Consider the following 12,539-nt stretch of genomic DNA (forward strand, 5'->3'; position numbering starts at 1 on the left):
TGAGGGACCTCGTCATGCATCTGCATGCGGAGGAGCTCATCAACGTGCACTGGACGAAGATCACGTTGTCTGGCCGCCATGCGCCCAGGCGTCGCGCTCGGCGCGCTGGTCATGTGTCAACGATCTTGCGTGCGCCGCCTCATGTCGAGTTGATCTAACGTGTGTAGATGCCTTCGCTGGGCAAGATTTAGAGCGGCGACGCATGGCGTTCAGGTGCACTGTGGCCGTACGACGTGAACGCTGGGCAGGGCGTTTGCAAGTAAGTTCTTGATCTTGAACGACTTCCAGATTCGAACGCCCAGCGTTTACCTCTCGGAAAGTGGACGCCAACGTTGGGCGACCTAGCCACTGTAGGCGATCGTTGGGTAATGCAGCCAGTTGGTCACCATCGTTGGGTAATACAGCCAGAGGATGTTCGATCACTTGACCGTTGGTTTTCCGTCGACCGGCCGCGGCCGCAGACGCTGATTCAAGTCTCGGACGGTGCGCTCATCGGAGGTCAGTTCGGTAAACAAGCCGCGAGTCAAGACAGCGGACATTACGACGCTTCCGACCAAATAGCCGATCAACTGGGTCATGTTCAGCTTGCCATCGATGGCCATCCACACGAATACGAATGCCAGCCAGGCCACGAACATGGCGAAGAGTGAATAGCCGGCGATTCTTCGGCGCTTCGCTCTTGTCAGCGTCAGGCCTTCAGCGGTGCTCGAAATCTCGCCGTTTCGCACCAGGTGGGCGTATCGGGCTCGGACTTCAGGGATCTCGCAGACCTCGAGACCCAAAAGTTGCTTCGGAGTCGCGCTCGGCCCCAGCTCGTAATCGACCTGAGACCTGGAAAGCGCGATCAGTGCATCTAGGAGTGCCTCATCGCTCGAGCTATCGTCCGCAGCCAGTTCCAGCATGGCCCTTTGCTCCGCAATTAGCGCAAAGCACTTGGTTAACCGGCGGCTGAGCAGCGCCTGGTACCAGCGCAGGGCTATCCGAAGAGATCGGCATGAAAGGCGGTGCCAGTTGATTGCCTGGGCGATCTGCTGCCACTGAACGTCGGCACCGCCAACAGTCCTTTGCGAAAACACCATCGCCAGCTCCAGAGATCGCTGGGTGATGCCCTCGGCGGTCAGCCGCGGCCTGCTCATGCAGCCTTCCGTCCCGACAGCTGGCTCAACCGTTCTTCGACTTCGGCTTCGTTGCGCGGACCGTCCCTGAGCCATCGATAGAAGAGAGTGATGCGCTGGTATCGAGCGTATTCATTCAGCGGCTTGCCGTCGACATCGTTGGGATTGGTGGCATCCCAGGCTTTCACGCGTTCCCAGAGGGCTGCATCGAGGGGTTCAAGTGCTTCGCGATCCTTCCCATAGACGACGAAATTGACGTCGATCTTCGCCTCGCGCATCGCATGAAGAACAGGCGTCTTAATGGAGTTGCGGCCCTGCTCCCATTTTTGGACAGCCGAGTGAGCAACGTCCAAGATGCCTGCCAGTTCCTCCTGCGTAAGTCCCAGGCGGCGACGTTCGGCAGCCAACCGCTCGCCCGCGGTTTCGGGTGGAGGGAGAGGGAACTCAGGGTTTTTTCTAGGTCTTCCGGCCATTTTCAGCGATTGACACACCCGGCGCGCCGCGCGCAGACTCGCGCTTCAAACAAAACAAGTACAAAAGTATTTATTTAGTTTGAAATGCTTCGCAGCAAGTGGAACACATGCAGCCTATTGCGCCCGCTGAGGAAAGTCAGCTTGACGGCCCCGCTTCTACCGGACGAGGCAGGGCCGTCAAGCTGAAGACGAAGGAAGAAGCCGCGCAGTGGTTCGCCGACCGCGGCATCACGATCACTGAGTGGGCACTTGAGCGGCGGTTCAGCCCAGCTTTGGTCTACCAGGTGCTCGCCGGGACCCGCAAGGCTGTCCGAGGAAGCAGTTTTCAGATTGCCGTCGCGCTGGGCATGAAATCAGTGCCGGTCGACGATTTCGAATCCGCCTAGGACCTAGGCAAAAAACAGGAGGTGGTGCCAGACGCAAGGACCAAGTCGTCCGAAATCTGGGACCCAAAAACGCCAAACGCGTCAGGGATGGGGATCCACTGACGCGTCGGGACTTTTTCCTAACACCTACATAGGAAGTGTCCGGCGGATTTGGGCAGGCGTCAAGCGCCTGCTGAGCTTTTCGGTCACCGCGCCCAGCGGCGAAAAGACGACGGGCCAGGACAGCCCGTCCCAGCGCAGCCATGGGCGGCCTTCGAGCCGCACTTGGACCCATCCCATCGAGCCTTGGCGGTCGGGCTGTGCCCCGACCGGATGGTGGCTCATGCCTGGACACTTCTCATGAAAGAACAAGACCACCACTCGGTCGTGACCCATTGGGGCGGCCGTCAGGAACGCTATCGCGAGTTCAAGCGGACCCAGAACCGGGCTCACGACCCTTTCGGCGTCCAACCCCTGCAATTCGGCTCCGACCTCCATTACGAGGCCTGGGTGCTGGAGCGCTTCTCGCCGACGACCAAGTCGTTGACGCGCAAACCAACGGACGTGAAGGCCGTCATCGCGGGCACTGATCGCAGCGCCCAAGCTACCTTTGTCGTGACGCGGCGAGATGACTCGGTTGACTATGTCTTCGTGGCCAAGACCGATGCGTCCACCCCAGCGATGCGGGCCCTTGGCAAGATCGCGGCCGCCAACGGCGCGCAAGTCATTGTCCGTACACGCGCCGAAATCCGCACTCGCGCTGACGAGTTCTGGTGGTGGGAAAAGCTCCGCCAAGTGGCCGTGCTGTGGGTACGAAAGGGCAGCGAATACGACGACGCGCTGGTGGCGTTGGTGGCCACTGGCAACAGGACGCTGGCCGAGCTCTGCTCGCAGATCGACGCGCCACGTGACCTGATCAGGGCACGCCTGGCCCGGCTTCATGTGGCCGGTCACCTAGTTGTCCATCGTCAAGACGGCGAGTTGCACACCTCCGCGGTTGCAGGAGGCATGCAATGACTTCAATCCTCGCACCATCTCGTCAGGGCGTATCGCTTCTCCATCTGACGGCGATTGCCAAGGCAGGCCACACCCGTCGGGTGCTAGCGCAGCTATGTGATTTGCTGCGCGCGACGTCCTCCTCCTCGGAGGTCAGGAGCGTCGTAGCCGGGCCGCAGAGCATGCCGTTCGCGCGTTGCTCCAACGAGTCGAATCAGAACCTGAGCAATGTCAGCGCCGATGAGGAGGGCCATTGAATGGACACCTCTTCAAGAAACGGCCGGCGGAGCGTTCCGGCCGGTGACGGCTCGCGCGCGGATCGCGTGCCCCGGGGAGCCTTTCGGCGACTGCTTTCCCAGCACCCGCGTATCTCACAGGCCCTCACAGCCTATCTGAACAAAAAGCCGCGGCCGGTTTCGCTAACGCTGCGCGAGCTGCACCAAGTGCTGGTCCAGGCGTGCAAGTGCGAAGGCCTGGGAGCTGACGACTATCCGCTCAACACCAGGAGCCTTGGCCGTCAGGCGCGCTCGCGGTGGGCTGAAGGGTTGTCGCAACCTTCGGTTCGGCCTCAACCCAAGAGGTGGCCTGAATGAGCGCCCGGAAATCGGAGATGCGTCGAAAGGCGCTGCTGCTCAAGCTGCCCAAGGACTTTCAAGAATTCAAGTCGTGGCCACGAGAGGCAAGGTCAGCGATCCCGGAGGATGAACTGGATCGCTACGACGGCCTGTGCAAGGCGGCGGAGCTGTTCACCAAAAAGCAGTGCGTTGCCGACCTTGCCAAGGCTGCCGGCATGCGGCCCTTCAGGGTCTTGGACTACATCGAGAAGGCAATCGAGCCTTGGAAGGAAGGCAACGGCATCACGGGGACGCGAGCCTTTGTCCGCTTCAAAGTGCAGAGCAACCGCGTGCGCACTGCCGATCTCCAGCCGTCGGATCCGCAGGACGCTCCAACCGCCGGTTTCAGTGGCCTGTTTGGCAAGCTCTTTACCGACCGCCCCGCCATAGAAACCAAGCTCGTCGAGTTCCTGAACGGTAAACAAAGGCCGAACAAGATCGGCGACAAGACGCTGCACACCAAGTTTCAAGCGATCTGCAAGGAAGAGGGGCTGACTGACGAAGACTATCCCCTTCGGTGCGCGACCAAGGGGTTCAGACCGCTGCTGCGTTGGTTCAAGACGAAATACATCCCTCAATACCTGCTTGCACACATCAAGAAGAACAGCGGCAAGGCCGCAGCCGTGACGGCCGCGTCGTTGTCGGGTGATGGCGAAGCCAGGACGCCGTTCTGTGACTACCTGGCTTGGGTGATCGACGAGTGCGATTCCAACCTGGAAGCGAAGGTGATCATCCCAAGCGTGCGCTGGGGTGGGGACATCGTCCGCGTGCGCCGGTTTCCTGTCCTTCGCCTGCGTAGCCTCGGCGACTACGCGATGAACATCGCCTTCCAAGTCTGCTTCACGCGCCAGGCCAAGGGCGCGGACGTCATCAAGCTCCTCAAGAATGCAGTGCTCGGCCAGCCGGTTCCACCGATGGTGGATCCGAATATGAAGCCGGTTGAAGGGGCAGGCTTCCCGCAGGACATCTTCGAGAAGCTCAAGTTCGTTGTGCCGGTGGTGATCTATCTGGACAACGCCCTAGCCCACTTGTTCAACGACCTGCAAGAGGTGGTCATGCGGCTGTTCGGGGGGCGCGTGGTGTTGGGCCCTCCAGGCACGCCCTTAGGCCGACCCGAAGTCGAGTCCAACATCCATCGCACCCGAAAGTGCTTTGACCTTCAACTGCCCGGGGCACTAGGCAGCGGTCCGAAGGATCCGCTTCGCCAGATCGCCGATTGTCCGACCGAGAAGCTCGTGCACTTCAACCACTATGAGCAGGGTCTCTACTGTCAGCTGGCCAACGAGAACGTATCGGACTCGGCGTCAGCAGGCTACCTTGACTCCTTCACGCGGATGAAGGAACTGTTGGCCCGCGGAACTTTCGAGCCCAACTACTTGCCCGAGCACCAGCGAGAGGGCTACCACTTCTGTGCGCCCAAGCGGCTTCCGGTGAAGTGCGAGATCACCACCAGCGGGCGGCTTCCGTTCATTCTGATCAGCCCCGTGGATCGCCGCTATTCGAGCAAATGGCTGAAGGCCAATCCGCCCGATGGCGTCCGAGAGTACTGGATCTTGCAGGATTACGACGACTTGCGCACAGCCATCATCTGCAACGACGACATGGCCTACGTCGATACCTTGAGGTGCGAAGGGGACTGGGGCCGCGTGCCCTTCGACCATCGCATCCAGCAGATCATCAGCAGACGAAAGCAGGCTGCTCGCTTCAAGACCCAAGCCAAGGAGATATCGGTCTATCAGATGCTGCAGTTCCTGGCCGACGATGCCAAGACCGACTGGTCCATCGGGCAGGATTTCTGCTATTTCATGAGCTACCTGAAGCGCATGGTGACGCCGGAGGAGTTGGCTGCAGCACAGATCGAATACGGCAGCGAAGAGGCGCCCCTGGTCTACAACGATGGCTACGTGCCGCCGACCCCGATGAGGGCGCCCGCCACTCGTGACCCATCGACAGGGCCAGCGATGCCCGCGCCGGCGCGCTCGAGCGTGGCGCCCCGACTGCCTGGTCGCCGCTTCAATGTGCCGAGGGGGATGCGATGAGCGATAGCGTCAATGAACCGCCGGAAGATGCAGGACCTCTGCCGAGCAATGTCGAATCGCTCTATTTCTTCGAAGGCATCAGCTGGACGCCACAGATCGAAGATGCCGCACAGGCCGCGGCGCTGTGGATCAACTGCGACCAATGCGGCGCCGCTTTCTGGGGACTGCCACGGGTTGGGAAATCCGAGTTTGCCAAGTACTTCGAGAAAGTGGCCCTGGAGATGTTCGGTGGCACGGTCGTCGTCGTCCGGTTGCAGTTCGGCGGAGAACAGTTCAAGAAGCCCGAGCAACTGCTCAAGCGGGCCCTGACCAACTTGGGAGTTCGCTCAACAGCCCGCGAGCGTGAATCGTTGCGCATTCGGTTGATGGACGAAATCTGGTTGAAATGCACACCACAGACGCGGCGTGTCGTTGTGATCGGCGACGAACTGCAGAACGTTGCACCGGACCTGTACGGTGAATTCGCTTTGATGGAGGCGGCGATCTCAGAAAAGAAGTACATCCCTTGCCTCATATGCATTGGCCAGCCTGAACTTCAGTCCACGATTGCCAACGTCGACAAGAACCTGCACATCATGGGCCGGCAGTTCCAGGAACTGCGCGAGTTTCGTGGCTTGTCGTTCGACCAGATCGCCGAGTTCCTGCAGGCGCTGGATGGCGCGGATCACCACTTCACTTGGAAGCATTTTCCAAAGCGCGCTCAGGGCGGTTGGTCGATCGTCAGGTTGGTGCCAGCGATTGAGCAAGCAATCCGGTCCGTTCACGACGTCGACAAGATGAACATGGAGCTGTTCTTCCCGATGGCCTACCTCAGGCAGACCTTGAACTATCTGTTCTTCTTCCTGATCGACCCGGACAACGATCAGAAGGAGGTCACTCACCACACGGTGCTCGATGCGTTCGACCGAAACGGCTTCAAGAAGGTCATGCTGTCCTATTGCAAGGGCAAGGCGCCAGCGGTCGACCATCAGGAGGCGACGCAATGACAGACAGCTCACGCATCTGGAACCGTCACGGCAAGCAGTACCTTGACCTCAAACTGGAGAAGTCGGCCTTCATCGCCTTCGTCGAATTTTCGTCGGACATGGTGCTGGACGTCAGTGAGGCCGCCACGCTGTCCAAGCAGAAGTGGCAGATGAAGCCGTCCATCTTTCATCTGGGAGAGGAAGTCGCCCTGGACCTGGCAGAGGCGATGGCGATCGATCCGGCGATGTGGGCCCAGGCGCGCGGAGCGGACTTGCTGGCGGGGCGCCCGCCCAGGCGCGTCTTGCTCGGTGACTTGCGTTACTGCCGGTCGTGCTTGCAGGTGGGCAACCATTCCCCGCTGTTCCAGTTGCCTCAACTGGTTCTGTGCCCGATCCACCTGGAGCCGCTTCGGATGGGCTGCCCGCATTGCGGCCGCGCCATACCGACCAACGCGCTGGCGCTGGCGCGCAACCATTTCTACTGCGGCGCCTGCGATCACAACATGGCAAGCGAGCGTCGCCGGGCATCGGTCGGTTGCGCGGTTGGCCATCCATCCGTTGAGCGTTTCGCCGCCCTACGGCGGTTGGTGACCGATCCGCCGGCGCCGGGCGAATCGCGCAGCGAGCTTCGGTGCGACAGGCTGGCGGAGGTTGCCGCGAGTCCAGTGCTGGTGCGACTGCACCACGCACACGCCCTGTGGGGAGATCCGTCGATGGGTCTCGGGCTCCTCAAAATCCGGACGGAGTCATTCATGCTCGCTGCAGAAGATGGCCCTCTGAACCGCCCCAAGTTCTTCGCGTTGGTCCGTGGTGCCGTGATCGGGGCCTTTGAGGAGTTGGCCACGCGGCTCGCCAAGCACGTGAGATTGAAAGAGATGCCGCCAGGCGTGGAGAACGCGATGCATAGCGCGGCACGCGTGGACTTGCGTGTGTCGACGGTGGCTGCAGCGTTTTGGCAAACGGCAGCAGCCTTCGAAGTGCAGCGTTTCGTTCTGGGTGAATTGCCGCCACCCGCAGCTAAGGCTCAACCCTTTTGGTCTTGGCTGCCATCGCACACGGGCGCGATGCGTCTCCTGGTTGCCCGTCAGGTGCAAGCATTGTTCGTTCGCAGCCTCATCCGGATGAGCAAGCTGCGGTACGGCGTTCAGGTGGCGTGGTCCGAGTTGCCCGATCAGGCGCTTTTCCTGCTGCCCTGGCGCTTGCGCCCGACAGCCGAGCCGGGCGGACTCGAGTTCGAAGTTCGGACCCATGTGGACTTGAACACGGTGGATCGCCTGGCTTCGCGCTACCGGAGGCACTGGCTGATCGAAGCACCAGAGGACGCCTCGACGCTGGGTCTGGTGACCTCGACGACCGCGGGAAAGCCATCCCTGTCTTTGCCTGGCGACCCGCCGCTCGGTGCGGTGTCACAGCCATAAGCAACCGTGGCCTGGGCCGGATTCCGGCCTGTAGATCCCAGCGCCGTGTCTAGAGGTTGCCCCTGCGTCGCCCATCTTCGTCCAGGGGTGGCATCTGGCGTTGACGGCCGCCGGCAGCCGACCACGCCAAAACCAAAGTAACTAATTATGACCATTGATATCTCTGCAATTGCGAGGGCCGTGAGCAAGCAAGCCGCTGCAGACGACATTTCAATCAAGCTCGGCCATGCTCTGGAACTGGTCGCGGCTTGCCTGGGCTACACCTCGCTGTCTGCTTTGCAGACAGCCCAAGCAGTGGGGTCTGAGCTCAGGAACTTCCATAAGGCGCGGCACGTGGTCATCGATCTGGATTTGGCGCGGTGCCGAGCGCTGGCACTTGGGCACAGCGCGCTGGCCGGCTCTCTGCAGGAACTGCTTTCGGTGGCTTTCTCTACTCGAAGCAAATGGGCTGAAGTGCACACCGACTTCAAGATCTTCGAAGAGGCGTTGAAGCGCATGGTCGGACAACAGATGCTTGCAGACCCTGACGTCCTTGCGTCGATCGGCGGGGCGTACATGGAGGACCGTTTCAACATCTGCATCGATGACTCACTGGTGGCCGAGGAGGTACCGGTGTGCGAGCGCGTCAACATGACCTGGACCGGCCGCGTCACTCCAAAGGAGGGAGCGCATATTCCTGGGAATACGCTGCTGGTTGTTGCTGCCGTAAGCGCGTGGCGGATAGGAGAACGGTGCTTCGAAGGTCCGTTTGTCGAAGTCGTCAGACTGGCAGTGGCATAGAGGTGCGACGGATGTGATCCGGGTCTATGGCTGGCGGCGATTTGAGGCGTGGCGGGCTTGGAGCGGCTGGAGGGATCCCGAGAACAGCTTCACCATTGAGTGTGAGCGTCCGAGTGATGTATAACGGGCACGCCCTGGATGTCTGTCGGCCGTATCTAGGCCTGTCGCCCACGCATATCGACGGGGTTGAGCCGATGGGCGAGGTCGACACATTGCTGACCGTCGAGAACCTATCCACCTTCCATGAGTTGGCACGCCTTCCTTTGGCGGACCGGGGTTGCGCGTTGATCTACACAGCGGGCATGCCCAGCCCCTCATGGCTGCGGATCTACCGTCTGATGCTGAAGGCGCTACCTGATGCAGCTGAAGTCAGGCACTGGTGTGACATCGACGCCGGCGGGTTCCGAATTGCGAACCGGCTCGCCGCCGCCTGCCAAGATGAGGGGCGGGCACTCAGGCTGTACGGCATGGGTGGGGAGCTGAATAGAGAGACCCAAGAAGCAAGCGAGGGCGCCCGCAAGGCCCTCGACGATGGCGAGCTCCGGACGATTCGCCGGATCTGCGCGTCGCGCGACTGGAACCGGGAATGGGCCTTTGTCGACGAGCGAAAGCTTGCGTATGAACAGGAAGGCATGCGGGTCATCGTGCCGACGCCACGATAGTCAGGCGCCTCAGCTGTGCCTGGCGCTCGAGTCAAAGCTGCAGCGGGACGTACTTGGTCGTCTAGACAGATAGATTGAAGCGCTTCTCGAAGCGCTCTCGGATGACGAATTTGGGGGCGTGCTCGTCAGTCCTTCACGTCGACGCTGGCAATTCTCTTGGCCGTGGATACACTGCACCGCGTGAGACGCCTTTTCGTCATCCTGTTGATGATCGTCCTGCCGGTGCAGTTCACCTGGGCAGCGGCATCCGGGTTTTGCGGCCACGAAAGCGGCATTGCCGCGAAGCACTTCGGCCATCACGAGCACAAGCATTCCGGCCAGGCGCAGACCAAGGAAACCAAGGCGGCCAGCCTGTCGCATGCTGATTGCGAGATGTGCCATTTCGGCTTCAGCGTTCCGAGCGTGGATGTGCTGATCACCGCCGACTCACCCCCCAACCAGGATGTCTTTGCGGAGCCGCTAGAGCACGCGTCCCATATCCCTGGGCTGCCAGAACGACCTGACAGATTGCGCATCGCCTGATCCGGCGAGACGCGCGCTATCCCCTCTCTGACCTCGACGACGTCTCGTCGGATTCCCCGTTGGTTCATGCCACTAGGAGAATTCGATGCGAAAACGTTCGCTGGTACTTGCCAGCGCTGTGCTCATGTCCGCCGCCATGTGTTGGGTGGAGGTTTCAGCACAGCCGGCGTCTGCGCCGGCCGGTAAAGAGCCGGACCTGACCCTGGCTTTGGCTCTGCAGATCGCGGAGTCCAACAACGCCACCTTGCGGGCCACGCAGGCTCAGCTTGACGCCGCTCACGGCGCGCGCCGGGAGGCTCGTTCGCCGCTCTACAACAACCCGCAGGTGTCGATCGACCGCACGCGGCGGGATGTGCCGCAGGCAGGCTTGCCCACTGACCGCCGGTGGGAGTGGGGTGCGGGCATCACGCAGGCTTTGGAAATCGCCGGACAGCAGGGCCTGCGCCGTGACATCGCCGGCGCGTCACTCACGGCCGTACAAGAAGACATCGAGGCCACCCGGCGGGATGTTCGCGCCGAGGTGGCGCAGAAGTTCTTCCGCGTGCTCGGGCTGCAGCAGCGAATCACCGTCGAAGAACAGGCGGTGCGCCTGTTTGAAGGGACTGCCAACGCCGTTCAAAAGCGCAGGGCTGCCGGCGAGGACACCAAGCTCGACGCCAACTTAGCCGCCGTCGAGTCGGAGCGAGCGCATAACCAACTTGCCATGCTGCAAGAGCAGCGCGATGACGCCGCGGCTGAGCTAGGTGTCGCGATGCAGGCTGCCAGCCGCATCCTGCCTAAGGTTACCGGGGACCTGGAGCGAGGTCTGGATGCAGGTCTGCCGAACGTGGACGACCTGCTCGCGACAGCGTCCTCGCAGCCGCGACTGCGGTCGCTGACGGCGCGCGTCGACAGCGCGCGTTCCAAGCTTGGACTCGAGCGGGCAGGGCGGTACCCGGACGTCACAGTTGGCGTCAACGTCGGTCGGGAAGGCAGCATGGACGCGCGTGAGCGCCTCACCACGCTGTCGGTGTCCCTGCCCCTGCCGGTCTTCCGTCGCAACGACGCGGCCATCGGCCAAGCGTCCACGGACCTGACGCAGGCACAGATCGAACGCGAGGCGGCCCGGCGGGATCTCGACAGCCAGGTCCGGGTGCTCTGGTATCGCCTACAGAGCCTCAAGCAGAGGGTGCAGCGCCTTAAAGGCTCCGTGCTGCCCACGCTGGCGGACAACGAGCAGTTGTCTTTGAAGTCGCAGCGCGCGGGAGAGATTGGTCTCCTGGAACTCATCGTCGTGAACCGGCAGACGCTGGACGCGCGACGTGACCTCATCGACGCACTGGTCGATTTCCAGACCACCCGCATTGCCTTGGAACACGCCGCAGGGCGGGTTCCCGCCGAGGATCAAGGAACCCAACCATGAAGAACCGCCCAGTCGCCATCTTGGCATCGGTCGCAGCGATGGCCGTTGTCTTGGCTTTCAGTGGATGCGGCAAGTCCGACAAGCCTGATCCCGCCAAGTCTGCCGAGGCTCCCTCGGGAAAGGCCAGTGGTCCTGAAGGACTCAAGTTAGCGCCCGACGAGGCACAGCGTGCCGGCATCCAGTACGAGACCGTGCAAAACAAGCCGGTACCGGACGTCATCAGCGTCACGGCCACCATCCGCGTGAACCAGGACCGTATCGCGCGCGTCGCGCCGCGGGTCGAAGGACGCATCGTCGGGGTGTCGGCCAATCTGGGAGACCAGGTGAAGGCGGGGCAACCATTGGCCACACTGGACAGCCTTGCCATCGGTGAAGCTTCGGTGGCCTTGCTTCAGGCGCAGTCCACCGATCGTGCGGCTGAGGCGGACTTCAAGCGCGCATCCGCGCTGAACGCTGAGGAGATCATTGCGCAGAAGGACTTCCTCAGGCTCAAGGCCGAGCGCGAGCGCGCCGCTGTCGCCCTGCGTGCCGCCGAGGACCGGCTGAAGTTGCTGGGCGTGGATCCCAAGCGGCTGAGCCGCGTCGAATCCACGTTCCCGTTGACGGCGCCGCTGACTGGCACCGTGGTGCAGAAGAAGGCCACCGTTGGCGAATTGGGAACGCCCAGTGACCCGCTTTTCACCGTTGCTGACTTGTCGACCGTCTGGGTGGAAGCCAATCTCACCGAAAACCAGCTGGGCAAGGTGAGGCCCGGCGTCGCGGCGGGTGTGGTGGTGGCGGCCTATCCAGACCAGACCTTTCAGGGGAAGGTCACCTACGTGGCGAGTTTGCTGGACAAGGAGACCCGCACCATTCCCGCACGAATCGAGGTGGCCAACAGGGACGGCAGACTCAAGCCTGAGATGTTCGCCAAAGCGATCATCGATACGGGCGGCGACGCACCGACGTCTACGGCCATCAGCGTGCCAGATGCTGCCATCGTCCTCATGCAGGGGCAGCCGACCGTCTTCTTGTTCGCCAAGGGCGGGTACGAGCAGCGCGCCGTTGAGCTCGGCGACAAGCTCTCCGGACGTACTGTTGTCAAGTCGGGGTTGGTGGTCGGCGAGCAGGTCGTGATCGCAGGCACCTATGCGCTCAAGGCGCGCGTGCTGAAGTCGCAAATCGGCGACGAACACTGAGCAGGAGTCA

The 12,539-nt window shown here is 61.8% G+C and carries 13 protein-coding genes; 11 read left to right on the forward strand and 2 right to left on the reverse strand.

The annotated features are described in order from the left end of the window. Positions 1–419: 419 nt before the first annotated feature. Complete coding sequence (locus tag AC07VX_RS07780) at positions 420–1,136, reverse strand: hypothetical protein (RefSeq protein WP_493164191.1); 717 nt, start codon at positions 1,134–1,136, stop codon at positions 420–422. Next, positions 1,133–1,522: a helix-turn-helix domain-containing protein gene (locus AC07VX_RS07785; RefSeq protein ID WP_158218122.1), complete on the reverse strand. Its 390-nt coding sequence runs from the start codon at positions 1,520–1,522 to the stop codon at positions 1,133–1,135. The genes AC07VX_RS07780 and AC07VX_RS07785 overlap by 4 nt, the downstream gene beginning before the upstream one ends. 173 nt (positions 1,523–1,695) lie before the next feature. Here AC07VX_RS07785 and AC07VX_RS07790 point away from each other — a divergent pair, with 173 nt between their 5' ends. The 11 genes from AC07VX_RS07790 (at position 1,696) to AC07VX_RS07840 (ending at position 12,529) form a co-directional block, all read left to right on the forward strand. Then, complete coding sequence (locus tag AC07VX_RS07790; protein WP_088481203.1) at positions 1,696–1,974, forward strand: DNA-binding protein; 279 nt, start codon at positions 1,696–1,698, stop codon at positions 1,972–1,974. 339 nt (positions 1,975–2,313) lie between these two features. Next, on the forward strand, positions 2,314–2,970 hold the full coding sequence (locus AC07VX_RS07795) for a hypothetical protein (RefSeq protein WP_493164193.1): 657 nt from the start codon (positions 2,314–2,316) through the stop codon (positions 2,968–2,970). Further along, positions 2,967–3,206 (forward strand): hypothetical protein, encoded by a 240-nt coding sequence (locus AC07VX_RS07800; RefSeq protein WP_493164195.1) that lies wholly within the window; start codon positions 2,967–2,969, stop codon positions 3,204–3,206. The genes AC07VX_RS07795 and AC07VX_RS07800 overlap by 4 nt, the downstream gene beginning before the upstream one ends. Before the next feature lie 332 nt (positions 3,207–3,538). Next, positions 3,539–5,602, forward strand: a complete 2,064-nt coding sequence (locus AC07VX_RS07805; protein WP_493164197.1) for a hypothetical protein — start codon at positions 3,539–3,541, stop codon at positions 5,600–5,602. Next, positions 5,599–6,588 (forward strand): AAA family ATPase, encoded by a 990-nt coding sequence (locus AC07VX_RS07810; protein WP_268149263.1) that lies wholly within the window; start codon positions 5,599–5,601, stop codon positions 6,586–6,588. The genes AC07VX_RS07805 and AC07VX_RS07810 overlap by 4 nt, the downstream gene beginning before the upstream one ends. Beyond that, positions 6,585–7,985 (forward strand): hypothetical protein, encoded by a 1,401-nt coding sequence (locus tag AC07VX_RS07815; protein WP_268149261.1) that lies wholly within the window; start codon positions 6,585–6,587, stop codon positions 7,983–7,985. Before AC07VX_RS07810 ends, AC07VX_RS07815 begins: the two co-directional genes overlap by 4 nt. Positions 7,986–8,165: 180 nt before the next feature. Continuing rightward, positions 8,166–8,765 carry a hypothetical protein gene (locus tag AC07VX_RS07820; protein ID WP_144397099.1) on the forward strand — a complete coding sequence of 200 codons (600 nt, stop codon included), beginning with the start codon at positions 8,166–8,168 and terminating at the stop codon, positions 8,763–8,765. 194 nt (positions 8,766–8,959) lie between these two features. Next, positions 8,960–9,427 (forward strand): Wadjet anti-phage system protein JetD domain-containing protein, encoded by a 468-nt coding sequence (locus AC07VX_RS07825; protein ID WP_158218121.1) that lies wholly within the window; start codon positions 8,960–8,962, stop codon positions 9,425–9,427. Between the two features lie 207 nt (positions 9,428–9,634). Next, on the forward strand, positions 9,635–9,949 hold the full coding sequence (locus AC07VX_RS07830; protein WP_088481199.1) for a cobalt-zinc-cadmium resistance protein: 315 nt from the start codon (positions 9,635–9,637) through the stop codon (positions 9,947–9,949). 85 nt (positions 9,950–10,034) lie between these two features. Continuing rightward, complete coding sequence (locus tag AC07VX_RS07835; RefSeq protein ID WP_088481198.1) at positions 10,035–11,351, forward strand: TolC family protein; 1,317 nt, start codon at positions 10,035–10,037, stop codon at positions 11,349–11,351. Beyond that, positions 11,348–12,529: an efflux RND transporter periplasmic adaptor subunit gene (locus tag AC07VX_RS07840; RefSeq protein ID WP_088481197.1), complete on the forward strand. Its 1,182-nt coding sequence runs from the start codon at positions 11,348–11,350 to the stop codon at positions 12,527–12,529. The genes AC07VX_RS07835 and AC07VX_RS07840 overlap by 4 nt, the downstream gene beginning before the upstream one ends. Positions 12,530–12,539 lie beyond the last annotated feature (10 nt).

The sequence above is a fragment of the Roseateles sp. GW821-FHT03B02 genome, assembly GCF_059421025.1.

Excerpts from the sequence above, each read along its gene's own strand:
- AC07VX_RS07825 (WP_158218121.1), top strand. The coding sequence starts at position 8,960 with ATGGGCGAGGTCGACACATTGCTGACCGTCGAGAACCTATCCACCTTC.
- AC07VX_RS07815 (WP_268149261.1), top strand. The coding sequence starts at position 6,585 with ATGACAGACAGCTCACGCATCTGGAACCGTCACGGCAAGCAGTACCTT.
- AC07VX_RS07835 (WP_088481198.1), top strand. The coding sequence starts at position 10,035 with ATGCGAAAACGTTCGCTGGTACTTGCCAGCGCTGTGCTCATGTCCGCC.
- AC07VX_RS07780 (WP_493164191.1), bottom strand. The coding sequence starts at position 1,136 with ATGAGCAGGCCGCGGCTGACCGCCGAGGGCATCACCCAGCGATCTCTG.
- AC07VX_RS07795 (WP_493164193.1), top strand. The coding sequence starts at position 2,314 with ATGAAAGAACAAGACCACCACTCGGTCGTGACCCATTGGGGCGGCCGT.
- AC07VX_RS07805 (WP_493164197.1), top strand. The coding sequence starts at position 3,539 with ATGAGCGCCCGGAAATCGGAGATGCGTCGAAAGGCGCTGCTGCTCAAG.
- AC07VX_RS07830 (WP_088481199.1), top strand. The coding sequence starts at position 9,635 with ATGATCGTCCTGCCGGTGCAGTTCACCTGGGCAGCGGCATCCGGGTTT.
- AC07VX_RS07800 (WP_493164195.1), top strand. The coding sequence starts at position 2,967 with ATGACTTCAATCCTCGCACCATCTCGTCAGGGCGTATCGCTTCTCCAT.
- AC07VX_RS07790 (WP_088481203.1), top strand. The coding sequence starts at position 1,696 with ATGCAGCCTATTGCGCCCGCTGAGGAAAGTCAGCTTGACGGCCCCGCT.
- AC07VX_RS07810 (WP_268149263.1), top strand. The coding sequence starts at position 5,599 with ATGAGCGATAGCGTCAATGAACCGCCGGAAGATGCAGGACCTCTGCCG.
- AC07VX_RS07840 (WP_088481197.1), top strand. The coding sequence starts at position 11,348 with ATGAAGAACCGCCCAGTCGCCATCTTGGCATCGGTCGCAGCGATGGCC.